This is a genomic window from Streptomyces murinus, assembly GCF_002154555.1.
GTDB classification, from domain to species: domain Bacteria; phylum Actinomycetota; class Actinomycetes; order Streptomycetales; family Streptomycetaceae; genus Streptomyces; species Streptomyces murinus.
On sequence record NZ_MUNF01000708.1, the window covers coordinates 1 to 1,392 of the forward strand.

The 1,392-nt window shown below is 75.1% G+C and carries 1 protein-coding gene; it reads right to left on the reverse strand.

Going from position 1 to position 1,392, the window contains the following annotated elements:
- Window positions 1-66: 66 nt before the first annotated feature.
- Window positions 67-1,359, reverse strand: coding sequence for an AAA family ATPase (locus tag CCN72_RS33545; protein WP_341868907.1), 1,293 nt, complete (start codon window positions 1,357-1,359; stop codon window positions 67-69).
- Between the last annotated feature and the right edge of the window lie 33 nt (window positions 1,360-1,392).

Here is a 1,392-nt window from a genome sequence, read left to right on the forward strand (position 1 = left end):
GCACGGGGGTCGGGACCGGATGGCCGACCGACGTCGTCCGCATCGGCGGGTGACCAGCGGGCGTCGTCATCGGCAGGTGCCCGTCGTACGAGGAGAGTTGGCGGGCGGGGTGGGAGGAGGCGTCGGCATCGGCGGGTGAGACGTGAGCGCCGCCGTCGCAGGAGCAGCGGACTTGGGGGATCCGGTGGCCAAGTCCACTGACCGGGTGGCTCGTTGGGCGAGGCCGATCACTCCGGCCAGGCGGTCCACCGCCTCCGGCACCTCCCACTCGTCCCGTCGCAGCGCGGCCAGCGCCGTCGCCGGGGCGACCAGCAGGTCCGGGGCGCCGGTCTCCAGGGCGCGGACGAGTACCGCCCAGCCCGCCTCCCACCGCTCCCGCCGCGGCCGCGCGCCGACGGCGGCCACCACCGCCTCCAGCGCCGCCTGCCGCAGATCGCCCCGCTCCGGCAGCTCGGCGGACGCCGGATCCGCGAGCAGCGATTCCGGGTCGGGGAGGTCCATCCGGTCGATATGGGCGAGGAGTTCGAATCCCGGGCCGTCCCCGACCGCGCCCCGCACCAGCAGCGCCAGCACCTCCTTGGAGACGTCGGCCGCCGTGCCGAAGGCGAGCAGGGTCAGCGCGGCCTCCCAGCTGCGCGGCGAGGGCCAGGCGCCACCGCGCCGCGTCTCGGTGCTCGGCAGCCGGTGGATCAGCGTCGGCCTGGCCTCAAGGAACCCGCACACCGCGCGCCGGGCGTACGCCACCGCCTCCGACAGCCGCTCCGGCAGCAGCCGGGGCAGCTCCGCCCGGGGCCAGACCCCGCCGAGGCCGCGCACCACCACCTCCCGGTCGTGCACCCAGTACAGATGCACGAACCGGTTGGCCAGCGGCGGGCTCAGCTCCCATCCGTCCGCAGCCGAGGCGCGCGGGTTGGCCGCGGCCACGATCCTTACCCCGGGCGGCAGTTGGAGCGCGCCGACCCTGCGCTCCAGGACGACCCGGAGCAGCGCGGCCTGGACCGCCGGGGTGGCGGTGGAGAGCTCGTCCAGGAAGAGCAGCCCCCGTCCGGCCCGTACCAGCTCAACGGTCCACTGCGGCGGCGCCATCGGCACGCCCCGCGTCTCCGGGTCGTCGCCCACGATGGGCAGCCCGGAGAAGTCGGTCGGCTCATGGACGCTCGCGATGACCGTGGTCAGCGGCAGGTCGAGGGTGTCGGCGAGCTGTGTCAGCGCCGCGGTCTTGCCGATGCCGGGCTCACCCCAGAGCAGCACGGGCAGATCGGCCGCGACGGCCAGGGTGAGCGCTTCCAGCTGCTCGTCGGGACGGGGCTCCGTGACGGTCGTACGCAGGAGGGTCAAGAGGTCTTCGGCCATGGCCAGTTGAGGGTTGGTGGGGGTGGGGGCGGATACCGG